Below are 22,100 nucleotides of genomic sequence, written 5' to 3'. Positions count from 1 at the left end.
GCGGGGAGGTCGGCGCAGGTGGCATCTGAACAAATGGCCGAAGGCAAGGACGACAGCGGCCCCCTGCCGCCGCCACGACCCCTGGACGCCATCGATCAGGACATCCTGCGCATGCTCCAGGCGGACGGCCGCGCCTCGATACGGTCGGTCGCCGAGCGGGTCCACGTCTCCCGGGCGAACGCCTACGCCCGTATCAACCGGCTCGTCGAGGACGGTGTCATCCGCGGCTTCGGCGCCCGGGTCGACCACCAGCGGGCAGGCCAGGGCACCTCCGCGTACATCACGCTGAAGATCGTCCAGAACTCCTGGCGGACGGTGCGCAAGGAGCTCAGACAGCTGCCCGGCGCCTCCCACATCGCCCTGGTGGGCGGTGACTTCGACGTACTGCTGCTGGTCCACGTCTCCGACAACCGCTCCCTGCGCGAGCTGGTGCTGACCCGGCTCCAGGCGATCCCTCAGGTGCTCAGCACGCGCACCCTGCTGGTGTTCGAGGAGGAGGACCTGGAACCGCAGGGCTGACAGGCCCTGGTCACCCGGCCTTGCGCAGGCCTCCGAAGGCCAGCTGCACCACCGCGTCGGCCACCTCGCGCTCGCTCATGCCGCGCCCGTCCGGCCGGTACCACTCGACGATCGAGTTGATCATGCCGAAGACCAGCCGGGTCACCAGCCGGACCTCTATGTCGGCGCGCACGTCCCCGTCCGCGGCGGCCGCCTTGAGCAGGTCGGCGACCCGGTGGTCGAAGTCGCGGCGCCGCTCCAGGGCCCACCGCTCGGTGTCGGTGTTGCCGCGCACCCGCAGCAGCAGGGTCACGTAGGGCAGCTCGGTGATCAGCACCTCGACCATGCGCCGGACGACGTACTCCAGACGGTCCGAGGCGTGTCCCACGCGCGCGTGCTCCTCGTCGAGGATCCCGAAGAGCCCGTCCAGGGCCCGGTTCACGGCCCGGCGCAGCAGCTCCTCCTTGCCGGTCACGTGGTGGTAGATCGACGACTTGGAGATACCGGCCGCCTTGGAGAGGTGCTCCATGGAGGTGCCGTCGTAGCCACGCTCGTTGAACACCTGGACGGCGACGGACAGCAGCGTGTCCGGGGTGTAGGTGTCGCGCTTGGCGGTGGTCATGAGGCGGTGCCCTCCCGCTTGTCGGAGGCGTGGGCGTGGCGGTACAGCGCCAGGGAGGGCGCGTAGCGCCCCGAGGGGTCGCGCACGTGCAGGTCGTCCAGGAGCGCGTAGGCCCAGGAGCGGCCGAGCCGGCGGCTCCACTCGAAGGGGCCCAGGGGGTAGTTCACACCGAGGCGCATCGCGGTGTCGATGTCCTCCTCGGTGGCCACGCCCTTGGCGACCGCGTCGTGCGCCAGGTCGATGATCCGCGCCACCGTACGGGCGACGATCATGCCCGGCACGTCGCCGATGACGCTGACCTGCTTGCCGAGCGCCTGGAAGAGGCCGATGGCCTCGGCGAGGGTCTGCGGGGAGGTGTCCTGGGAGGCGGACAGGGCGATCCGGGTGGCCTTGCGGTAGTCGAGCGCGAGGTCGAAGTAGACGACGTCGCGGAACTCCACGGAGGTCTGCCCGTCGGCGAGGGCCAGCTGCCCGCCGCTCGGCAGCACCAGGCGGCTGCCGCTGTCCTCGTCCTCGTCGCGGACCGGGATGCCCGCCTCCCGGATCAGCCCGAGCAGCTCGGCGGCCGGGCCCAGGTCGCCCTCGGCGACGACGTACGCGGGCGGCTGCCGCTTGTCGGCGGTGTCCGGTTCGGGACGCTCGGCGCCGTCACCGTGGTCGTACCAGCCGTGGCCGGTCTTGCGGCCGAGCCGTCCGGACTCGACCAGGCGGCGCTGGGCGAGCGACGGGGTGAAGCGCACGTCCTGGAAGAAGGACTGCCAGACCGACCGCGTGACCGACTCGTTGACGTCCTGGCCGATCAGGTCGGTCAGCTCGAACGCGCCCATCCGGAAGCCGCCCGACTCGCGCAGCACGGCGTCGATGGTGGCAGGGTCGGCGCCCTGCGACTCGTACACCGCGAAGGCTTCGGCGTAGAAGGGCCGGGCGATGCGGTTGACGATGAAGCCGGGGGTGTCCGCGCAGGCCACCGGCGTCTTGCCCCAGGCGCGGGCGGTTTCGTACGCGCGCGTGGCGTAGGTGACGTCGGTGGCGAACCCGGAGACGACCTCGACCAGCGGCAGCAGCGGCGCGGGGTTGAAGAAGTGCAGTCCGACGAACCGGCCTGGAAGGCGCAGGGCGCCGCCGATGGCGGTGACGGACAGCGACGAGGTGTTGGTGGCGAGCAGGCAGTCCTCGGAGACGATGCCCTCCAGCTCGCCGAACAGCGCCTGTTTGGCGTCCAGCCGCTCCAGGACGGCCTCGACGACCAGGGCGCAGTCCGCGAGCTCGGCGAGGTCCTCGGCGGGGACCAGCCGGGCCCGGGCGGCGTCCCGGTCGGCGCCGGTGAGCCGCTCCTTCTCGACGAGCCGGTCCAGGCGGGCGCCGATCGCGTCGGCCGCCTCCCGGGCCCGCCCGGGGACGGTGTCGTACAGCCGTACGGGATGGCCCGCGACCAGCGCGACCTGGGCGATTCCCTGGCCCATGGTGCCGGTGCCGACGACGGCCACGGGGCTGCTGAGGTCGAGTGCTGTCATGTGCGCGATCCTCCCGCACGGGGTTTTCCACAGATGCGGCGGACCCCCTTGAACCGACCGATCGTTCGGTTACTCTAGCTCTGTCCGAGTGTTCCTGCCCAGGTTTCTGCCCAGGTCATGAACTCGACGAGGAGTTCTTGAGACGAGGAGTTGGTCACCCATGACCGCCGCACTCTCGGCGCACGAGCTGATCGCCCGGCACCGGTCCACCCTCGACCAGGCGCTGGAAGCGATCCGCACACGCGCCTACTGGTCCCCGCACCCCGAGCACCCCAAGGCCTACGGGGAGAACGGCAGCCTGGACGCGGCGGCGGGCAAGGCCGCCTTCGACGCCCTGCTCGGCTCCCGCCTCGACCTCGGCCAGCCGGGCACGGACGACTGGGTGGGCGGTGAGACCTCCCCGTACGGCGTCGACCTGGGCGTGACCTACCCGCACGCGGACCTCGACGTGCTGCTGCCCGCCATGAAGGCCGGCCAGCGGGCCTGGCGGGACGCGGGCGCGGAGCAGCGCGCGGTGGTCTGCCTGGAGATCCTCAAGCGCATCAGCGACCGGACGCACGAGTTCGCGCACGCGGTCATGCACACCTCCGGCCAGGCGTTCATGATGGCGTTCCAGGCGGGCGGCCCGCACGCGCAGGACCGCGGCCTGGAGGCGGTGGCCTACGCGTACGTGGAGCAGGTGCGCACGCCCGACAACGCCGAGTGGACCAAGCCGCAGGGCAAGCGCGACCCGCTGGCGATGAACAAGCAGTTCACGCCGGTCCCGCGGGGCATCGCCCTGATGATCGGCTGCAACACCTTCCCGACGTGGAACGGCTACCCGGGCCTGTTCGCCTCCCTCGCCACCGGCAACGCGGTCCTGGTCAAGCCCCACCCGCGCGCGGTGCTGCCGCTCGCCCTCACCGTGCAGGTCGCCCGCGAGGTGCTCGCCGAGGCCGGCTTCGACCCGAACCTGGTCGCGCTGGCCGCCGAGCGCCCCGGTGAGGGCATCGCCAAGACCCTCGCGCTGCGCCCCGAGGTCCGCATCATCGACTACACGGGCTCGACCGAGTTCGGCGACTGGCTGGAGGCCAACGCCCGCCAGGCGCAGGTCTACACGGAGAAGGCCGGCGTCAACACCGTCGTCGTCCACTCCACGTCCGACTACAAGGGCATGCTCTCCAACCTGGCGTTCTCGCTGTCCCTGTACAGCGGCCAGATGTGCACGACCCCGCAGAACCTGCTCGTCCCCCGCGAGGGCATCTCCACGGACCAGGGCCCCAAGTCCTACGACGAGGTCGTCGCGGATCTCGCCAAGTCCGTGGACGGGCTGCTGGGCGACGACGCCCGGGCGAACGCGCTGCTCGGCGCGATCGTCAACCCGGACGTGAAGGCCCGCCTGGAGGCCGCTTCGGGGCTGGGCGAGGTCGCCCTGGCGTCCCGGGAGATCACCAACCCGGACTTCCCGGGGGCCGTCGTCCGTACGCCGGTGATCGTGAAGCTGGACGGGGCCAAGCCGGACGACGAGGCCGCGTACATGAGCGAGTGCTTCGGGCCGGTGTCCTTCGCCGTCGCCGTCGACTCCGCGTCCGATGCGGTGGAGTTGCTGCGGCGGACCGTGCGGGAGAAGGGCGCGATGACCGTCGGGGCGTACACGACCGACCCGGACGTCGAACAGGCCGTCCAGGAGGCCTGTCTGGAGGAGGCGGCGCAGCTGTCGCTGAACCTCACGGGCGGGGTGTACGTGAACCAGACGGCCGCGTTCTCCGACTTCCACGGGTCGGGTGGCAACCCGGCGGCGAGTGCGGCTCTGTGTGACGGGGCGTTCGTGGCCAACCGGTTCCGGGTGGTCGAGGTGCGCAGGGACGCCTAGGAGCTCGGGGGTCTCGGTGGTGCGCGGGTGCCGGCCGTGCGGGTTGCTCGCGCGGTTCCCCGCGCACCTGAAGGGGCGCCCCTAGAGGGACGCTCCGAGACTCCAGTGGTAGAGCGTCATCGCCACACTCGTCGCCAGGTTGTAGCTGCTGACCTGAGGGCGCATCGGCAGGGACAGCAGGTGGTCCGCGCGGGCGCGGAGTTCCGTCGACAGGCCGGTGCGTTCCGAGCCGAAGGCGAGGACCGCGTCGTCCGGGAGCTTGACGCCCCGGATGTCGTCGCCCTCCGGGTCCAGGGCGAACAGCGGGCCCGGCGGCAGTTCGTCGACGGCCAGCCGCTCCACCGTCGTCGCGAAGTGCAGGCCCGCGCCGCCCCGCACGACCGTCGGGTGCCAGGGGTCGACCGTCCCGGTCGTCACCACGCCCGTGACGCCGAAGCCGGCGGCCAGGCGGATCACCGCACCGGCGTTGCCCAGGTTGCGCGGATTGTCGAGGACCACGACCGGGGTCCTCCGCGGCGCGGCCGCCAGCTTCGCGAGGCCGGCGGAACGGGACGGCCGAACGGCCAGCGCGGCCACGGCGGTGGGGTGCGGGCGCGGCACGAACGACGCGTACGTCTCGTGCGGCACCTCGCTCAGCAGCCCGGCCAGCACGTCCCGCACATCCGGGGCCAGCTCGTCGGCGAGCGCGAGTGCGGCCGCCCGGTCGGCCGTCACCGCCACCGGCACCTCCGCGCCGAAACGCAGCGCGTGCTTGAGGGCGTGGAACCCGTCGAGCAGGACGGTGTCACCGGCGAGCCGGTGCCAGGCGGTCACGGGGTCGGTCATGCCCCGAAGCCTACGTGCGTGGTCTCGTGGCTCTCGTGCGCACGCTGCCCGGGGACCGGCGCCCGGCCGCCCCGGCGCGCCAGCCGGTCACGCACGCGTGCCGCCCGGTCGCCCAGACGGCGCAGGAAGCCCGTCGGCAGGAACACCGCGTCCGCGGCGATCATCGCCAGCGAGAAGAACGGCAGTCCGAGGACCACGGCGATCACGGCGTGCTCGGTCATCATCACCGCCAGCAGGACGTTCTTCACCCGCCTGTTGAACAGCGTGAACGGGAAGGCGACCTGCACCAGGACGGTGCCGTAGGTCACCAGCATCACCATCGTTCCGCTGGCGGACAGCAGATCCGCCAGTGCCGGCCAGGGCGAGAAGTACTCCAGGTGGAGCGGGTAGTAGACCGCGGTGCCGTCCTGCCAGCGGGAGCCCTGGATCTTGTACCAGCCGGCCGTCGCGTAGATCAGGCACGCCTCCGCCATGATCACGAGCAGGGCGCCGTTGTGCACGATGTTCGCGACGACGTCCAGCAGGATCCGCGGCTCACCGGTCCGGGCCCGCCGCCCGACCAGCCACCACAGGGCCTGCACGACCCACACCGTCCACAGCAGTGCCGGTATCAGCCGGTCGCCCTGCATCCGGCCGACCAGGGTGACCGCGACCAGCACGAACCCGAGCACGCCCCACAGGGCCGGTCCGGCCCGGTCCGTCACCCGCTCGCCCCGCGCGCGGGCCGCCCGGTCCCGCACAGCCCGCCGGGCGTCCAGCGACCACACCTGGGCGCACCGCGTGAAGACCAGGTAGATCGACATCAGGTGCAGCACGTTGTCGCCGCCGTCGCCCATGAAGACGCTGCGGTTCTGCAGCGACAGCACACCCACCATGAACAGCACCGACATGGTGCGGGTGCGCCAGCCCAGCATCAGCAGGGCGGCGGAGAGGACCGCGAGCGCGTAGACGATCTCGAACCAGGCCGGGCCGTCCGACCACATCAGGACGGTGAAGGAGCCGTTGGACCCGACCAGCTGCTGGGCGAGATCCCAGCTCCAGGGGCCGTCGGGACCGTACAGCTCGTGCCGGTGGGGGAATTCGCGCAGCAGGAACAGCAGCCAGGTGGCGCTGAAGCCGATGCGGATGACGGCCGTCTGGTAGGGGCCCAGGGCGGACTCGGTGACGCGGGCTATGGCGCCCGAGACGGCCGACGAGAAGCGGTTCACCGCACCCCTCCCTCGGCCTCGTCCTGCGGCACCTTCCACCACGGCAGCTCCCGGTAGGACGGTGTCATGGTGACCTTCTCCCGGCTCCACTCGGGCGGCGGCACATTGCTGGTGCGGGAGCGCACCTGCACCCGTTCGATGACACCGGCACCCCCGGTCGCGGCCCGCACCGCGTCGTCGTGGTGGAGGCGCAGCACCGTGATCCGGCGCAGATACGACTCCGAGAGCGCTCCGCGCAGCCCCACCGGGCGGCTCTCGCCGTCGTGCGTCGCGACGAAGAAGTCCCAGGCCCGGCGCAGCTCGTTCTGCTGGGTGTGGCTGGGCAGCAGGTTGCCGTCGATGGCCCGGCCGTCCTCGGCGGACAGGTCGTACCAGCCGGTGGTCGACGTCATGCCGTCCGGCCCGCGGACCCCGGCGCGGACCTGGATCGAGATGTTCTGCTGGAGCGGGTTCGGCGCGAAGAGCTTCCAGTTCTGCTCGAACTCCGGATAGATCCAGTCGTCGACGGCCTCACCGTGCGCCCTGGTGACCGTGTTCGCCGGCGCGACGTGCAGGAACGTCATCCCGAGATGCACACACACCCCGATGGCGACCACCGCGAGCGCCAGGGCGACACCGGCCTGGTAGCGGAGGGAGAGCGCGGCGATGCCGGTACGGGGGTCACCGGGCCGGTACGGCTCGGACACACCCACGGCGATGCCGGTACGGGGGTCACCGGGCCGGTACGGCTCGGACACACCGTGCGGCGGGACCAGCCCGGCAGGCCCGGAATGCGCGGCGGAATCCGCCGGTGTGCCCGGTTCAGCCGGTGCGTCCTGCTCCGCGGGCGGGGTCGGACGGCTCGGCGCATCGGGGCCGTGCCGGGCGTCCGAGCCCTCGTCGTACGCGTCCATTCCGCCCCGTTCCACGATCCCGGTCCGTCGTTCCGTCCGCCCGGCCGCGAGGGCGTCGCACCGCCCGCACGGCACTGCGCACGGCATCGGCACGGGCACGGTACTCAGGAGACCCACCCGCGCACACCCCCTGTCCGCCCCTCCCACCGTGGCCGTCGCCACACCGGGGAGGCCGACCGCACGGCGAGTGACACCCTACGGCGCCCGCCCGTACACCCATTCCCTTCTTCTAGAACCTGTTCTATCTTGACGCCCCGTCAGCTCAACGGGATCGCCGGAAGGACAGGCACCGTGGACTTCACCTTCACCGAGGAGCAGCAGGCGGCGGCCGAGGCGGCGAAGGGCGTGTTCGCCGGGGTCGCCCCCGACGCCGTGCCCAGCCCGGCCCTCACCCCGGGCGCCGTCGCCGAGACGTACGACCGCGCCCTGTGGGCCCGGCTCGCCGACGCCGACCTGCTGAGCCTGCTGCTCGACGCGCGGTACGGCGGGGCCGGCCTGGACGCCATCGCGCTCTGCCTGGTACTGCGGGAGTCGGCACAGGTACTGGCCAGGGTCCCCCTGCTGGAGAACAGCGCGGCGGCCGCGGCCGTCCAGGCCTACGGCGGTGAGGAGGCGAAGGCGGACCTGCTCGCCCGGTCCGGCCGGGGCGAAACCGTCCTGACCGTCGCCGCGCACGGCCGCACCGGCCACGACCCGGCCGAACAGTCCGTGACCGCCCGGCAGGACGGCGGGACCTGGGTGCTGGACGGCGTCCAGACGGCGGTGCCGTGGGCCTACGACGCGGACGTCACGCTCGTCCCCGCGCACACCGGGACCGGCCGGACCGTGCTGGCCCTGGTGCCGCGCGGGCACGAGGGGGCCCGCCTCGCCGAGCAGATCTCCACCAGCGGCGAGCGGCTCGGTGAGCTGCGGCTGGCATCGGCACGGCTCGCGGACCGGGACGTGATCGACACCGACGGGGCGTGGGAGTGGCTGCGGGATCTGCTGGCCACCGGGACGTGTGCGCTGGCGCTCGGGCTCGGGGAGCGCGTGCTGCGGATGACCGGGGAGTACACGGGCAAGCGGGAGCAGTTCGGGTTCCCGATCGCGACCTTCCAGGCCGTCGCCGTGCAGGCCGCCGACCGCTACATCGACCTGCGCGCGATGGAGGCCACCCTTTGGCAGGCGGCGTGGCGGATCGCCTCCGGCGCCCCGGGCCCGCTGCCCGCCGCCGGTGACGTGGCCGTCGCCAAGATCTGGGCGGCGGAGGGCGTCCGCCGGGTCGTGCAGACCGCGCAGCACCTGCACGGCGGGTTCGGCGCCGACGTGGACTATCCCCTGCACCGCTACCACGCCTGGGCCAAGCACCTGGAACTCTCACTCGGCCCGGCCGCGGCACACGAGGAGGCCCTGGGCGACCTCCTGGCCGCCCACCCACCGGCCTGATCCACGGCACAGGGCCGTGGGGGCGCCCCTGGAGGACGGCCCCCAGAGGACGAACCCCAGAGGACGGCCCCTAGAGGACGAACCCCTGCTGCCCGTCGTCCGTCACGACGGGACGGCCCGCCGCCTCCCACACCTGCATGCCGCCGTCGACGTTCACGGCGTCGACGCCCTGCTGGGCCAGGTACATCGTGACCTGTGCGGACCGGCCGCCCGAACGGCAGATCACATGGACCCGGCCGTCCTGCGGGGCGGCCTCGGTCAGCTCGCCGTACCGGGCGACGAACTCGCTGATCGGGATGTGCAGCGCCCCTGCGGCATGGCCGGCCTTCCACTCGTCGTCCTCCCGGACGTCCAGCAGGAAGTCACCGTCCTTGAGGTCCGCGACCGCGACCGTGGGCACACCAGCTCCAAAACTCATGCGTCCGACGCTACCCGAACCGGCCGGAACACCGCCCGGGGCACGGCTCAGCCCTGGCCCTGGCCCTGGCCCTCGTCGCCGTCGAGCAGCGCGGCCAGCTCCGTCTCCCGCTCGCCGACCTGGGTGAGCAGGCCCTGCCCGATCTCGTCCAGGAGCCGGTCCGGATCGTCCGGGGCCAGCTGGAGCATGTGGCCGATGGCGCTGTCCTCCAGCTCCCCGGCCAGCAGCCCGAGCAGCTCCTTGCGCTGGGCGAGCCACTCGAGGCGGGCGTAGAGCTCCTCGGCCCGGCTGGGGCCCCGCTTCAGTTCGGGTCCCTCGGCCCACTCCGCGGCGAGTTCGCGCAGCTCCGCCTCGTCGCCCCGGGCGTAGGCGGCGTTGACCCGCGTGATGAACTCCTCGCGCCGCGCGCGCTCCTTCTCCTCCTGTGCCAGGTCCGGGTGGGCCTTGCGGGCGAGGTCGCGGTAGAGCTTGCGGGCCTCCTCGCTGGGACGGACCCGCTGCGGAGGCCGGACCGGCTGGTCCGTGAGCATCGCCGAGGCCTCCGGGAACAGCCCGCTGCCGTCCATCCAGCCGTGCAGCAGTTCCTCGACGCCGGGGATCGGGGCGAGCCGCGCTCTGGCCTCCTCCGCCCGCTGCCGGTCCGCGGGGTCGCCGCTGCGGGCGGCTCTGGCCTCCAGGATCCGGGCGTCCAGCTCCTCGAGCCGCGCGTACAGCGGGCCGAGCTTCTGTTCGTGCAGCCGGGAGAAGTTCTCGACCTCGACGCGGAAGGTCTCCACCGCGATCTCGTACTCGATCAACGCCTGCTCGGCGGCCCGCACGGCCCGCTCCAGCCGCGCCTCCGGCCGTGCGGCGTCGCCGCCATCCTGCTCAGCTTCCGGGGTCGTCACCCGACCAGCCTAGGTGACGCACCGACCCGGCCCGGCCCCGGAGGAGAACAGACCCGGAAGGTGGCAGACCCGGGAGGTGGCACGCCGGCCGCTGCCGGCGCCCCGGGTGGGACGGCCCACCCCCGCCTCCTACACCCCCGTCTCCGCAGCGACCTTCCCCGCCCGCACCCCCGCCAGCAGCTCCGCGTGATCCGCCTCGGTCCGGTCCGCGTAGGCCACGGCGAAGGTCGCCATCGCCTCGTCCAGCTCCTCGTTCTTCCCGCAGTACCCGGCGATGAGCCGCGGATCGACGCTGTGCGCGTGCGCACGCGCCAGGAGGGCACCGGTCATACGGCCGTAGTCGTCCAGCTGGTCGGTGGCCAGGGCGGCCGGGTCGACGCTGCCCTTGCGGTTGCGGAACTGGCGGACCTGGAAGGGCAACCCGTCCACCGTCGTCCAGCCCAGCAGGTTGTCGCTCACGACCTGCATCCGCTTCTGGCCCAGCACGACCCGCCGGCCCTCATGGCCGGCCGCCGGCGTGTCGAAACCGGCCGTCGCCAGATGCGGAACCAGCGCCGACGTCCGCGCCTCCTTGACCTGGAGCACCAGCGGTTCGCCCCGGTGGTCCAGGAGCAGCACGACGTAGGACCGGGTGCCGACACTGCCCGTGCCGACGACGCGGAAGGCGACGTCGTGCACCGCGTGCCGGGCGAGGAGCGGAAGGCGGTCCTCCTGGAGGGTGCCGACGTACTCCTCCAGGGACGCCGCCACCGCCGCGGCCTGGGCGTCCGGGACGCGCCGCAGCACCGGTGGCGCGTCCACGAACCGGCGTCCGCCGTCCTCCGTGGCCTCGGTCGACTTGGCAGCGAAGCGGCCGCTGGTGTTGTGGCGGGCCTTCTCGGAGACCCGCTCCAGCGTGCCGAGCAGATCATGGGCGTCCGCGTGGGAGACGAGCTCCTCGTCCGCGATGGCGTTCCACGCGTCCAGCACCGGGAGCCTGGCCAGCAGCCGCATGGTCCTGCGGTAGGCGCCTGCCGCGTCGTAGGCCGCCTTGCGGCACTGGTCCTCGTCGGCGCCGCCCACCCGGCCCGCGAGCACCAGGGAGGCCGCGAGTCGTTTGAGGTCCCACTCCCAGGGGCCGGGCACCGTCTCGTCGAAGTCGTTCAGGTCGATGACCAGGCCGCCGCGCGCGTCGCCGTACAGGCCGAAATTGGCCGCGTGGGCGTCGCCGCAGAGCTGTGCCCGGATCCTGGTCATGGGCGTGCGCGCGAGGTCGTACGCCATGAGTCCCGCAGAGCCGCGCAGGAACGCGAACGGGGTGGCGGCCATGCGGCCGACGCGGATCGGGGTCAGCTCGGGCAGCCGCCCGCGGCCCGACTCCTCCACGGCGCTCACCGCGTCGGGCCGGGACGCGTCCAGGTCGAGCGAGGCGTGCGAGCTGCGCGGGATCTGCTTCCGGAGGGCCTTGCCCTCGTCCTTGGGCGAACCGGCGGGCGGCCACTCGGCGAAGCCACGTACCCGGGGCAGCCTGCGCGGCGCCCCGGCCCTCGCCGTGGTCCCGCTCTCGTCCTGAGCTCCGGTGCTGGTCATCCCGACCGCCTCCCCCGCACGCGCACGAACATCAACACGTTCCGACCGTACAACCGGTGGCCGAAACGCGTCAGACCCTGTGGACGACTCCACCGCTGTGGACACCCACGCCGGGCCCGTACGACTGTGGCTACGTCCTCGAGGACACGGGGGCCTGGGCGGGCTCGGAGGCCTGCGCCGGCACGGCCGCCGCCACCTCCTCCGTCAGGACCTGCGCCAGCACCCGCTCGGCCCTCTTCACCGAGATGTCGAGCCTGGCCAGCACCGCCGGCACGGTGATGCTGGGCAGGAAGTGCTCGAACAGCACGACGACACGGCGCTCCAGATCCTGCCGCTGGCAGCGCAGCTGGGACAGCAGCTGCACCCCGGAGAAGCTGCCGACCAGCAGCTCCGCCGTCTCCGCCACGTCGACGTGCTGGAGCAGCTCGCCCCGCGCCTTCGCCTCGGTCAGCAGCTGTGTGTTCTGGTCGATCCACATCCGGAAGGCCGGGGTGCGGTCGAGGTCCATGGCCCCCTGGTCGAGGGCGAGCCCCACACTGGCCCGTACCAGCGGTTCGGACCGCAGCCGACGGGCCATCACCAGACCGGAGTCGACGAGTTCCTGGAGCTTGCTGGACTGCGGCGGGAGCGTGATCGCGAGCTGCTCCTCGAACACCCCCACCGCCAGTTCCTCCTTGGAACCGAAGTGGAAGTACAGCGCGCCCTTGGTGACGCCGGCCCGGTCCAGGATCTCGCCGATGGTCGCCGAGGTGTAGCCGCGTTCGTCGAAGACGGCCGCTGCCGCCTCCAGGATGGTCCGCCGGGTGCGGATCGCGCGCTCCTGTCGCGCCATCGGATGCCTCCTGATCTCCGTCGATCCCTGTGAAGTCGCTGTGTGGCGAGGGCGCGAGAGCCTGTTCCAGGGCTTGGATCACCCTTTGAAAAAAACCGGTTCGTCCGTATCTTAGTCAAGCGTCGACCGCGGCCAGGCAGCCGAGCTGGGGGTTCTCATGCCGCAGACAGGGCCTTTAAGCGCCCTCACGGAGGATCAGACCGGACGCGAGGGCCGTCCGGCAAACGGAAGCGCTACGACCGTCGAGAATCCGCCACAGGCCACCGCCCCCCGGGGGATCGCCCCACCCCACCCCGCCGCGGAAGCATCGGCCACCACCGCCGACGCAACCGCACCACCGGCACCGGCACCGGCACCGGCACCGGCCACCGAGGCACCCGCGGCCCCGGCCGCGGACACGGCCATCGAGCGATCGTCGGCACCGGTCATCGAGGAACCGGAACCGTCCGCACCGGTCATCGAGCTACCCTCCACACCCGTCATCGAGGAACCGTCGGCTCCGGCGCCCGAGGCACCCGCAGCCCCGGCCACCACCGCGGAGGCAGCCCCGGCCTCGGCCGACGTCGCCCAGGAACCCGCGCCGCCCTCCCCCGTCACGGAACGCTCCGCCCCCCACTCCCACACCGCAGCCGTCGTCACCAAGGAACTCGCCCATCGCACCACTGAGACGGACGTCTTCCCCGCCCGGTGGACCCGAATCTCCGACAGTCGCTTCCGCTTCACCGCGCACTGGCCGGCCGCCCACCCCTTCTTCGGCCCCGTGGACGACCGCCATCAGGACCCGATGATCGTGGGCGAAACGTTGCGGCAGGCCTCGATGGTGCTGGCGCACGCCGAGTTCGGTGCCCCGGCCGACACGCACTTCGTCATGTGGGACATGACGGTCCGTGTCGACCCGGCCGCGCTGCTGCTGGCGGACGCCGCCGAACCGGTCGAGTTCGACGTCGTGTGCTCCGAGGTCCGCCGCCGCGGCCGCGGGCTGCACAGCATGCGGACCACGATGGAGTTCCGCCGCGCGGGGCGGCTCGTCGCCCGCGGCACCGGAAGCACCGGCTGCACCTCACCGCGCGCCTACCGCCGGCTGCGGGCGGGCAGGTTGGACGCCCTGGACCGGCCGGTTCCCCTCCCGGCGGGCATAGCGCCGCCCACCGCGGGCCGGGACCGCGCCGAGGACGTCGTCCTCGCTCCCGGCGACCGCCCCGGCGTCTGGAACCTGCGCGTCGACACCGGCCACCCGGTCCTCTTCCCGCGGCCCAACGACCACGTCCCCGGCATGGTCCTGTTCGAGGCGGCCCGCCAGGCCGCGACCGCCGCGTCCGGCCTGCACCCCTTCCTGCCGAGCAGGATGACGGCCGACTTCACCCGGTACGCCGAACTGCACACCCCCTGCCGCATCGAGACCGAGGTGCTCGCCGAGAGATCCGGGGAGGTGACCGTGCGGGTGTCGGGGCGACAGAACAGCGAGTCCGTCTTCACCGCCGCCCTGACCTCCGCCCCGCCCGTGCGGGTACGGTCCCTGTCGCCGAGGTGCTCGCCGAGAGATCCGGGGAGGTGACCGTGCAGGTGTCGGGGCGACAGAACGGCGAGTCCGTCTTCACCGCCGCCCTGACCTCCGCCCCGCCCGTGCGGGTACGGTCCCTGTCGTGACGCTCAAGATTCTGATCACGGGCGCTAGCGGCTTCGTCGGCGGCCGGGTCGCGGTCACGGCGCAGCGGCAACCGGGCGTCCGTGTACGCCTGTTGTCCCGGCACGCACCGCAGGGACCCGAGTACGTGCACGGCGACCTCTGCGCCCCGCCCTCCCTGCGCGGCGTCTGCGCCGACACCGACGTCCTGGTGCACTGCGCCACGCGGGTCGGCGGCGACGCCGAGACCGTCGAGGCGGTCAACGACCACGGCACGCGGGCCCTGGTCGAGGAGGCCGTGCGCGCCGGAGTGCGCCGCATCGTGCACGTCAGTACGGCCGCCGTGCACGGCCGGGGCCCCTTCCGCGGCGTACGCCCCGGGGAGGTCCCGATCGCGCCCACGTCACCCACCAGCCGCACCCGGGCCGCCGCCGAACGGTACGTCCTCGACGCGGGCGGCCTGGTGCTGCGCCCCCACCTCGTGTACGGCGAGGGCGACCGCTGGGTGATCCCCGGCCTGGTGTGGCTGATGAACGAGCTGTCGGCCGCCACCCTGACCGGCTGCGCGGCGCTCCAGTCGATGATCGACGTGGACACCCTGGGCCGTGCGGTGGTGGCCGCCGCGCTCTCCCCGGCGCCCGGCGGCGTGCACCACGTGAACCACCCCGAGCCGGTGGCGGTCGCGGACCTGCTGGCGGCCGTGGCCCGGGAACTGGGGGAGCCCGGCGGCGGTGCGGCCGTGGACGTCGCCACCGCCCTCGACCGGGCCGCCGGGTCACCGCTCGCCCTTCACCACCTCGGCATGCTCACGGTCGACCACTGGTTCGCGGACGACACGTTCTGGAAGGCTGTCGACTGCTCGCCCGGCGAGGGGTTCGCGGCCGGGTTCACCCGCGCGGCGCCCTGGTACCGCGCGTTCCTCCAGGGCCGGAAGGTCTCCTGATCACTCCGACTCCGCCTCCGCGGCCCCCTTCTCCGGGCGCGGGCCGGTATCCCGGCCGTGCAACAGCACCGGAAGCTCCTCGTGGCCGGTGGAGATGATGGACCGCAGCCGCTTCGGCGGATGCGCCGGATCGGCCAGGGCCAGCCGCGGGAAGCGCGCGAACAGCGACCTGAGGGCCACGGTCGCCTCGGCCATGGCCAGGGGCCGGCCCAGACAGTGGTGCACGCCGTGGCCGAAGGACACGTGGTCGCGGCTGGTGCCGCGGGTGATGTCGAACCGGTCGGCGTCGGGCCCGTGCCGCTCGGGGTCGCGCCCGGCACCGGCGAAGGAGACCACGAGCGGGTCGCCCTCGGGGATGGTCAGGCCCGGCTCGATCTCGATGTCCCGCACGGCGTAGCGCAGACCCGACATGGCACCCGGCGCCTCGAAGCGCAGCGACTCCTCCAGGGCGTCCTCCCAGGTGGCCCGCCCGGAGCGGACGAGGCCGAGCTGGTCGGGGTGGGCGAGCAGGCTGTGCACGGTGTTGTCGATGAGGTTGACGGTCGTCTCGAAACCGGCGGTGAGCAGCAGGATCAGGTTGTCCATCAACTCCTGTTCGCTGAAGCTGCCTTCGTCGCGCGCGGCGATGAGCGCCGTCGTCAGGTCGTCGGCCGGGTGCTCGCGTTTGTGCTGGAGGAACGCGGTCAGCGTGCCGTAGAGGTCGACGGCGTTGGCCTGGGCGTCCTCCAGGGAGATGGCGGTGTCGAAGAAGCGGTTGATGATGCGGTAGAGGTCCGCGCGCGGGCCGTCCCCGCCGGCCGGTACGCCGAAGAGCTCGCACACCACCTCGTGCGGGATCGGCGCCGCGAACGCAGCCCGCAGGTCGACGACTTCGCCCTCCGGGACGCGCTCCAGCGCGTCCAGCGCCCGGTCGACGATCTCCTGGACACGCGGCATGAGCGCGTCGACGCGGCGCTTGGTGAACGCGGCGGCCATCGGCTTGCGCAGCCGGCTGTGGTCGGAGCCGTAGGCGGTGACCATGTTGCGCACCGAGACCCAGATGGCGAGCGGCCAGGTGCGGGAGATGTCCCCGTTGATCCAGGCCGGCCAGTGCTGGTAGGCGTCCTTGCTGGTCTCGGGCCCGGCCAGGAGCCGCTTGTTCAGCTCCAAGCCGGTGATCCACCACGCTCGTACGCCGCCGGGGAGTTCGACCTCCACGGCCGGCCCCCGGGCACGGATCCGGGATATCTCGCCGTAGAGGTCCTGACCGGACGGGTCGATCGACAGGAAGGGGCAGGCCTGCTGTTCTGCCATGACTCATCGCTCCTCGGTCCAGGGGCTGGGGGACCATCGTCCGATCAGCGGGCCGGAAAAACTTGGCATCCGGTTTGTTTCAGCCATGGCTGCACCCACGGCAGGCCCATGGCACGTCACTATCGCAGCGCGAGCCCCCCCCCAGGAAGCTTCCGCCCGAAGGCCCGGATCAGCCGGCGCCCCACGCCCCGCCGGTCCTTTCCCCTCCGAACCGCCTTCGACCGAACCGCTCCCCGCCGGATCCAGCACCCCCACCAGACAGCAGACCGGATCAACACGAGACGGGTCCGGACCGCCCGCTCCTGTTTGGTCACCCGTGGCTCCCCTGCAGGGCTCTGATGGCGACGCAATGAAACCAACTCGCTGGTTTTTGCACAACGTGCCGAACCCGCAGGGGCTTTGGGATTGTTCCTACGCGCGCAGATATGCCAGCACGGCCAGCACCCGGCGGTGGGTGGCGTCGGCCGGCGGCAGGTCCAGCTTGGTGAGGATGCCGGAGACGTGCTTGCCCACGGCCGCCTCGGAGACGACCAGTTCGCGGGCGATCGCGCTGTTGGACCGGCCCTCCGCGATCAGCGCCAGCACCTCCCGCTCGCGCGGGGTGAGCCGCTCCAGCGGATCGCGGCGGCGGCGCAGCAACTGCCGTACGACCTCGGGGTCGACGACCGTGCCGCCGTCCGCGACCTCGCCGAGCGCCTCGACGAACTCCTCGACCTGGCCGACGCGGTCCTTGAGCAGGTAGCCGACGCCCGTGCCGTCGCCGGAGTCCAGCAGCTCGGCGGCGTACCGGCGTTGCACGTACTGGCTGAGGACCAGCACGGGCAGCCCGGGCCGCTCCTGGCGCAGGCGTACGGCCGCGTGCAAGCCCTCGTCCTGGAAGTCCGGCGGCATCCGCACATCCGTCACGACCACGTCCGGGTCGTGCTCCCCGACGGCCGCGACCAGCGCCCCGGCGTCTCCCACGGCCGCGACGACCTGGTGCCCGCAACGCTCCAGCAGTCCGACGAGCCCGTCCCGCAGCAGCACGCTGTCCTCCGCCAGGGCGACGCGCAGCGGCCGCTCAACTCGCAGGGTCATAAGGGATCTCCACACGCAGCAGGGTCGGTCCGCCGGGCGGACTGGACAGGGAGAGTCTGCCATCGAGCACCGACACCCGGTCGGCGAGCCCGGTCAGCCCGCTGCCCTCCCCGGCCCGCGCTCCACCGCGCCCGTCGTCGCGTATCCGCAGCAGCAGCCGCCCGTCGCGGTGCCCGCCGCTCACCTCGGCCCGGCTCGCCCCGCTGTGCCTGCCCACGTTGGCGAGCGCCTCGCACACCACGAAGTAGGCGGCGGCCTCGACCGCCGGGGAGAGCCGCCCGGGCAGCTCCAGGTCGACGTCCACGGGCACGGCCGAACGGTCGGCCGCGTCGGCGACCGCCGCTTCCAGCCCGTAGTCGGCGAGGACCTTGGGGTGGATGCCGTGGATGAGCTCGCGCAGCTCCGCGAGGGCCGTGCCCGCCTCCTGGTGCGCCTTGGCGAGCTGGTCGGCCAGCGGACCGGGTGGGGCGTCGAGGCGGGCCAGCCCGAGCGTCATCGTCAGGGCGACGAGCCGCTGCTGCGCCCCGTCGTGCAGATCGCGCTCGATCCTCCGCCGCTCCGCCTCGAAGGCGTCCACCAACCGCACCCGGGAGCGGGCCAGTTCGACCACACGGGCTCCCAGGTCGGCCTCCCGCGGCGCGATCAGCAGCCGGGTCAGCCCGGCCCGGGCCCCGGCCACGACGCCCAGCAGCCAGGCACCCGCCGCGAGCAGGACCAGCCCGAGGACGGCGCACCCCGCTGCGGCCGGCCAGGTGGTGACCAGCCACACCTTGAGGACCTTCGCCTCGCCGAGGGCGGCCAGGAGCAACGGGGTCGCCACCACGGAGAGCGGCCCGAGCAGGAAGACCGCGAACGCGACGGCGTCGACCGGCCACAACAGCCCCGCGAACAGCAGGGCGTGGCCCAGCTCCCGCCAGGTGGCCCGCTCCCGCAACCGCGCCGACAGCCAGGCCCGCAGCCCCGGCTCCCGCGGCGCCTCGTGCGGATCGGGCGCCCGCTCCGCGTCGACCAGCCGCAGCCGGTACCGCTCGAGGGCCGCCACCGGAATGCCCGCCAGGGCCGTCCCGAGCAGCAACGGCAGCCCCACCAGCGCGAGTGCGAGCACCCCGCCGGCCGCCGCCGAGAGCACGATCCCCACCAGCACGAGCACGCCGATGAGCGCGCCGGTGAACAGGTAGGCGGCCGACCGCCATGGCCACGCCGACAGCAGATAGCCGGGGCGGGACATGGCCTGCCACACGTTGCGAGGGTGCATGGGGATCACCGTAGAAGCCGCTCCGGGCCGCGGCCATGGGATCAGGCGGAGGCCCTGGGGTATGCCTGGCCCTACCCCAGGTCTAGGTCCTGCCGCACTGCGCCGGCCCGCCCCCGCACGGTTTCGTGGAGACCGACACCGACACCAGGGGGAACCCATGACACACGACGCCGTCCGGCTGGACTCGGTCACCAGGAGATACGGATCCCTGACCGCACTCGACGGGGTCTGCCTGTCGTTCCCCGCCGGGACCTTCACCGCCGTCATGGGCCCCTCCGGCTCCGGCAAGTCCACGCTGCTCCAGTGCGCGGCCGGGCTGGACCGGCCCACCTCCGGGTCGGTCGCCGTGGGCGGCACCGAACTGACCGGGCTCGGCGAACGGCGGCTGACCCTGCTGCGGCGCGAACGCATCGGGTTCGTCTTCCAGGCGTTCAACCTGCTCCCCTCGCTGACCGCCGAACAGAACGTGGCCCTGCCCCTGCGCCTGGCCGGCCGCCGCGTCCCCACGGCCCGGGTGCGCCAGGCGCTCGGACAGGTCGGTCTCGCCGACCGGGCCCGGCACCGGCCGGCCCAGCTCTCCGGCGGCCAGCAGCAACGCGTCGCCCTGGCCCGCGCGTTGATCACCCGGCCCGACGTGCTGTTCGGCGACGAACCGACCGGCGCCCTGGACACCCGGACCGGCCGCGATGTGCTCGGCCTGCTGCGCGGCATGGTCGACCGCGAGGGCCAGACGGTCGTCATGGTCACGCACGACCCGGTGGCCGCCGCGTACGCCGACCGTGTGGTCTTCCTCGTCGACGGCCGCGTGAGCGGGGAGCTGACCGGCGCCGACGCCGATCGCATCGCCACCCGCATGACCCGCCTGGAGGCCGTGCCGTGCTGAGTGTCACCCTGCGCACGCTGCGCGCCCGCTGGGCCACCTTCACCGGCAGCTTCGTCGCGCTCTCGCTGGGCGTGGCGCTGCTGACCGTGATGGGCCTGGCCCTGGCCGCGACGGCCACCGCCCCGGAGCGCGACCCCGAACGCTTCGCCGCCGCGCCGGTGGTGGTCAAGGGCCAGGACACCCTGCGCGTACCGACCCCGATCGGCATCCGGGAGTCCCGGCTCGCGCACCCGCGTCCCGTACCGGCCGCGACCGTCGCGCGGTTGCGGACGCTGGGCCCGGTCGTCGAGGACCGCTCGTTTCCCGTAGGGGCCCAGGGCGGTCCCGCCGACCTGGTGGGCCACCCCTGGTCCACCGCCGCGTTCGCCCCGTACGACCTCGCCACCGGCCGGGCGCCCCGCACGGCCGGCGAGGTCACCGTCACCGGCGACTGGGCGCGCCCGGGCCAACGCATCCGCACCGATGCGGGCACCGTACGCGTCGTCGGCACGCTGGCCTCCCGCGGCTTCGAGAACGCCGTGTTCTTCACGGACACCCGCGCCGCACAACTGCACCCCTCCATCGCACAGCTGGTCGTGAAGGCCGACCCGACGTCCGTACGCGCGGCGGTGGGCGACAGCGCCCAGGTGCTCACCGGCACGGCACGCCGCCTCGCCGACGCCGACCCGGGCCGGGACCGTGAGGCGCTCACCGCGATGAACGCCCTGTTCGGCACCGCCGGTGGCGTCACCGCCTTCGTGTCCGTCTTCGTCGTGGCGTCGACCTTCGCCTTCGCCGTCGCCCAGCGCCGCAGGGAGTTCGCCCTGCTGCGCACCGCCGGGGCGAGTCCGGCCCAGCTCCGCCGGGCCGTCCTCGCCGAGGCCCTCGCCGTCGGCACCCTCGCCTCGGCCGCCGGCTGCGCGCTGGGCTCCTACGGGGCGCCGCTGCTGGCGGCCCGGGTGGTCGAAGAGGGCATCGCCCCGGCCTGGTTCACCATCGGCGAGCACACCTGGCCCTACCACGCTGCCTTCTGGACGGGCCTGCTCGTCGCCCTGGGCGGAGCCACCGCGGCCTCCTGGCGGGCCGGCCGCACCGCCCCCACCGAGGCCCTGCGCGAGGCGGTCGCGGACAGCGGCCCACTGACCCGGGGACGCCTGCTCAGCGGCACGGCCCTCCTGCTCACGGCCGCCGTGACCCTGGCCCTGTCCCTCACCGCCGACCCGTCAGACCTGCTCCACCGCAAGACGTACATCATCCGCCCCATGCTGCTGATCACCGCGGCCGCCCTGCTCGCACCCCTGGTCCTGCGGCCCCTGACCCGCCTGCTGACCTGCCTCCCCTCGGCCGTGGGCATGCTGGTCCGCGAGAACACGGCCACCGGAGTACGCCGTACCGCCGCCCTCGCGGCCCCCGTCCTCGTCACGGTCGCACTCGCCGGCTCACTCCTCGGCGCCACCGCGACCCTGAACCACGCGAAGTCCACCGAGACGAGCGAGCGCACCACCGCCGCCTTCGTCGTCACCCCGGCCGCCGGACAGGGCTTCGACGCCGCCACCCTGAGCAGGCTGCGTGCCGTACCGGGCGCGCGGATCTCACCGACGTCGACGACGGCCGTCCACGTCCTGGAGGACGGCATGGCCCTGATCCGTTCCGAGGCCCGCGCCGCGACCCCCGCCGACCTGGCGGCCACCAGCCGGCTGCCGATCGACGCGGGCAGGACGAGCGACCTCGACGACGACTCGATCATCGTCAACGAGGAGTGGCAACGGCACCGGGTGGGCGACCGGGTGCGGGTATGGCTCGGCGACGGAACACCCCGCACCCTCCGCATCGCCGCGGTGATGCCCACCGGCACGGGCGGCAACGGCGTCTACGTCACCCCGCGCAACGCCCCGGGCGCCCCGGTCGACCGCGTGGAGGTGGCGCTCGAGGCCGGCTCCGCCCCCGGCACCGTGGCCGCCGCCCTGCGCGAGGCGGCCGGTGCGGGAGGCGGCCGGGTCCTCTCCCGGGACGCGTGGATCCACGCCACCCAGCCGGAAACCAACCGCAACACCCGTCTCGGCGTCTTCCTGGTCCTCGGCATCGCTCTGCTCTACACGGGCATCTCCGTGGCCAACACCACGGCCATGGCGGCCTCCGACCGGGTCCGCGACCTGGCGGTGCTGCGGCTGACCGGAGCCACCCGCCGGCAGGTGCTGCGGCTGACCGCGGCCGAGGCCCTGACGGCCACCGCGGCAGGTGCGCTCCTGGGCCTGCTGGTCACGGGCGTCAACCTGGCCGGCATGTGGGGCGCCCTCGGCCTGCTGTCGGTGCGGCCCACCGTCACCCTCCCGTGGCAGGCTCTCGGCACGACGGCGACCGTCTGCGCCCTGTCGGCCGTGGTCTGCGCGACGGTCCCGGCCGCCCTCGCCCTGCGCCGCCGCCCGGCGGACCTGGCGGGAATGCGCGAATAGCCCGTCCCGGCCGGAAGGGTCGATCTCATCATGAGACCAAAAAGGGGACG

General features: G+C 73.2%; 19 protein-coding genes. 7 read left to right on the top strand and 12 right to left on the bottom strand.

Going from position 1 to position 22,100, the window contains the following annotated elements; genetic code table 11:
* The first annotated feature begins 33 nt into the window (after positions 1–33).
* Positions 34–519 (top strand): Lrp/AsnC family transcriptional regulator, encoded by a 486-nt coding sequence (locus ACZ7EG_RS11800; RefSeq protein ID WP_471077053.1) that lies wholly within the window; start codon positions 34–36, stop codon positions 517–519.
* 10 nt (positions 520–529) lie between these two features.
* On the opposite strand, the gene ACZ7EG_RS11795 is transcribed toward ACZ7EG_RS11800, so the two are convergent.
* Positions 530–1,120 (bottom strand): TetR/AcrR family transcriptional regulator, encoded by a 591-nt coding sequence (locus tag ACZ7EG_RS11795; protein WP_471075791.1) that lies wholly within the window; start codon positions 1,118–1,120, stop codon positions 530–532.
* Complete coding sequence (locus ACZ7EG_RS11790; RefSeq protein ID WP_471075788.1) at positions 1,117–2,634, bottom strand: 3-hydroxyacyl-CoA dehydrogenase; 1,518 nt, start codon at positions 2,632–2,634, stop codon at positions 1,117–1,119. The genes ACZ7EG_RS11795 and ACZ7EG_RS11790 overlap by 4 nt, the downstream gene beginning before the upstream one ends.
* Positions 2,635–2,794: 160 nt before the next feature.
* Between ACZ7EG_RS11790 and paaN the strand changes: the two genes are divergently transcribed.
* Positions 2,795–4,486 (top strand): phenylacetic acid degradation protein PaaN, encoded by a 1,692-nt coding sequence (gene paaN / locus ACZ7EG_RS11785; protein WP_471075785.1) that lies wholly within the window; start codon positions 2,795–2,797, stop codon positions 4,484–4,486.
* Between the two features lie 81 nt (positions 4,487–4,567).
* Here the strand turns inward: paaN and ACZ7EG_RS11780 are convergent, their stop codons facing one another.
* Genes ACZ7EG_RS11780 through ACZ7EG_RS11770 form a run of 3 tightly spaced genes read right to left on the bottom strand, consistent with a single transcriptional unit; the run spans position 4,568 to position 7,412 of the window.
* The gene (locus ACZ7EG_RS11780) at positions 4,568–5,311 is read right to left on the bottom strand and encodes a TrmH family RNA methyltransferase (RefSeq protein WP_471075782.1); all 744 of its coding nucleotides are present in this window, start codon (positions 5,309–5,311) and stop codon (positions 4,568–4,570) included.
* Positions 5,308–6,519: an HTTM domain-containing protein gene (locus ACZ7EG_RS11775; protein WP_471075779.1), complete on the bottom strand. Its 1,212-nt coding sequence runs from the start codon at positions 6,517–6,519 to the stop codon at positions 5,308–5,310. The genes ACZ7EG_RS11780 and ACZ7EG_RS11775 overlap by 4 nt, the downstream gene beginning before the upstream one ends.
* Complete coding sequence (locus tag ACZ7EG_RS11770) at positions 6,516–7,412, bottom strand: DUF5819 family protein (RefSeq protein WP_471077050.1); 897 nt, start codon at positions 7,410–7,412, stop codon at positions 6,516–6,518. Before ACZ7EG_RS11770 ends, ACZ7EG_RS11775 begins: the two co-directional genes overlap by 4 nt.
* Positions 7,413–7,703: 291 nt before the next feature.
* Between ACZ7EG_RS11770 and ACZ7EG_RS11765 the strand changes: the two genes are divergently transcribed.
* Positions 7,704–8,837 (top strand): acyl-CoA dehydrogenase family protein, encoded by a 1,134-nt coding sequence (locus ACZ7EG_RS11765; protein ID WP_471075776.1) that lies wholly within the window; start codon positions 7,704–7,706, stop codon positions 8,835–8,837.
* 70 nt (positions 8,838–8,907) lie between these two features.
* Here the strand turns inward: ACZ7EG_RS11765 and ACZ7EG_RS11760 are convergent, their stop codons facing one another.
* From ACZ7EG_RS11760 to ACZ7EG_RS11745, 4 genes are all read right to left on the bottom strand, one after another.
* Positions 8,908–9,237 (bottom strand): rhodanese-like domain-containing protein, encoded by a 330-nt coding sequence (locus tag ACZ7EG_RS11760; protein WP_053670196.1) that lies wholly within the window; start codon positions 9,235–9,237, stop codon positions 8,908–8,910.
* A 65-nt stretch (positions 9,238–9,302) separates the two neighbouring features.
* Positions 9,303–10,142 (bottom strand): hypothetical protein, encoded by an 840-nt coding sequence (locus tag ACZ7EG_RS11755; protein WP_471075773.1) that lies wholly within the window; start codon positions 10,140–10,142, stop codon positions 9,303–9,305.
* A 129-nt stretch (positions 10,143–10,271) separates the two neighbouring features.
* Positions 10,272–11,711: a DUF2252 domain-containing protein gene (locus ACZ7EG_RS11750; protein ID WP_471075770.1), complete on the bottom strand. Its 1,440-nt coding sequence runs from the start codon at positions 11,709–11,711 to the stop codon at positions 10,272–10,274.
* Between the two features lie 130 nt (positions 11,712–11,841).
* Entirely contained in the window at positions 11,842–12,543 is a 702-nt protein-coding gene (locus ACZ7EG_RS11745) for a ScbR family autoregulator-binding transcription factor (RefSeq protein ID WP_471075767.1), read from the bottom strand.
* Between the two features lie 157 nt (positions 12,544–12,700).
* Between ACZ7EG_RS11745 and ACZ7EG_RS11740 the strand changes: the two genes are divergently transcribed.
* Together ACZ7EG_RS11740 and ACZ7EG_RS11735 are read left to right on the top strand one after the other, a co-directional pair.
* A complete protein-coding gene (locus tag ACZ7EG_RS11740) occupies positions 12,701–14,098 on the top strand; it encodes a ScbA/BarX family gamma-butyrolactone biosynthesis protein (protein ID WP_471075764.1) in 1,398 nt (465 codons plus the stop codon).
* 88 nt (positions 14,099–14,186) lie between these two features.
* Complete coding sequence (locus ACZ7EG_RS11735; RefSeq protein WP_471075759.1) at positions 14,187–15,110, top strand: NAD-dependent epimerase/dehydratase family protein; 924 nt, start codon at positions 14,187–14,189, stop codon at positions 15,108–15,110.
* Here ACZ7EG_RS11735 and ACZ7EG_RS11730 read toward each other — a convergent pair whose 3' ends face one another.
* The 3 genes from ACZ7EG_RS11730 to ACZ7EG_RS11720 form a co-directional block, all read right to left on the bottom strand.
* On the bottom strand, positions 15,111–16,403 hold the full coding sequence (locus ACZ7EG_RS11730; protein WP_471075756.1) for a cytochrome P450 family protein: 1,293 nt from the start codon (positions 16,401–16,403) through the stop codon (positions 15,111–15,113).
* A gap of 411 nt (positions 16,404–16,814) precedes the next feature.
* A complete protein-coding gene (locus ACZ7EG_RS11725) occupies positions 16,815–17,480 on the bottom strand; it encodes a response regulator (protein WP_471075753.1) in 666 nt (221 codons plus the stop codon).
* Positions 17,464–18,735 (bottom strand): sensor histidine kinase, encoded by a 1,272-nt coding sequence (locus tag ACZ7EG_RS11720; protein ID WP_471075750.1) that lies wholly within the window; start codon positions 18,733–18,735, stop codon positions 17,464–17,466. The genes ACZ7EG_RS11725 and ACZ7EG_RS11720 overlap by 17 nt, the downstream gene beginning before the upstream one ends.
* Positions 18,736–18,892: 157 nt before the next feature.
* Here ACZ7EG_RS11720 and ACZ7EG_RS11715 point away from each other — a divergent pair, with 157 nt between their 5' ends.
* Positions 18,893–19,618 carry an ABC transporter ATP-binding protein gene (locus ACZ7EG_RS11715; protein WP_471075747.1) on the top strand — a complete coding sequence of 242 codons (726 nt, stop codon included), beginning with the start codon at positions 18,893–18,895 and terminating at the stop codon, positions 19,616–19,618.
* Complete coding sequence (locus ACZ7EG_RS11710; RefSeq protein WP_471075744.1) at positions 19,612–22,050, top strand: FtsX-like permease family protein; 2,439 nt, start codon at positions 19,612–19,614, stop codon at positions 22,048–22,050. Before ACZ7EG_RS11715 ends, ACZ7EG_RS11710 begins: the two co-directional genes overlap by 7 nt.
* Positions 22,051–22,100 lie beyond the last annotated feature (50 nt).

The organism is Streptomyces sp. NPDC037100 (genome assembly GCF_055606225.1).
This window is presented reverse-complemented; position numbering and strand designations above follow the sequence as displayed.